We start from the raw sequence: 761 nt of genomic DNA on the forward strand, positions 1-761 counted from the left end.
ACAGAGAAAGCTAATTTATCAGTCTCGGTTCAGCCGAATCATTTGGCGTACGTGATTTACACATCAGGTTCTACCGGAACACCAAAAGGCGTTATGATTGAGCACATAGCTTTGGTGAATTATATATCCTGGGCTCAAAAAATGTATGTTGGAAGTGAAAAAATAGATTTTCCTCTGTATTCTTCGATCGCTTTCGATTTAACCATAACATCTATATTTACTCCATTGTTGACCGGAAATCGGGTATTTATTTACAGAGATAATGATTTGGCACGAATCCTTTCACTCATGGCGGATAATGAAAGAATAGGGATAATCAAGCTTACGCCAACGCATCTGAGGATATTGCTTGAACAGGATAAAATACCTACAGGTATTTGCAAGTTTATTGTTGGTGGCGAGTCATTGGAAACTGAACTTTCTAAGAGTGTCACTCGAAAGTTTGGAACTAGGATTGAAATTATTAACGAGTATGGTCCAACAGAAGCGACCGTTGGTTGTATGATTTACTGTTTTGATGTCTTTAAGGATGTTCGTTTTTCGGTTCCAATTGGTAGACCGGCGTATAATATGAGAATTTATTTGTTGAATTCTATGTTTTGTGAAGTGCCACAAGGGGTTACAGGTGAGATATATATTGCTGGAGCAGGACTTGCTCGTGGTTATCTGAATCAACCTGAACTGACGGCGGAGAAGTTTGTAGAGAATCCGTTTGAGCCAGGGGAGAGGATGTATCGAACCGGGGACTTGGCCCGTTGGTT

General features: G+C 40.2%; 1 protein-coding gene. It reads left to right on the forward strand.

The genetic code is table 11. The annotated features are described in order from the left end of the window. A partial coding sequence (locus ACFSB2_RS23130) for an AMP-binding protein (protein ID WP_377945471.1) occupies nucleotides 1-761 on the forward strand: 761 nt, incomplete at both ends.

Origin of the sequence: Alicyclobacillus fodiniaquatilis (assembly GCF_042678105.1) — a bacterium.
In the GTDB taxonomy this organism is placed as follows: domain Bacteria; phylum Bacillota; class Bacilli; order Alicyclobacillales; family Alicyclobacillaceae; genus Alicyclobacillus; species Alicyclobacillus fodiniaquatilis.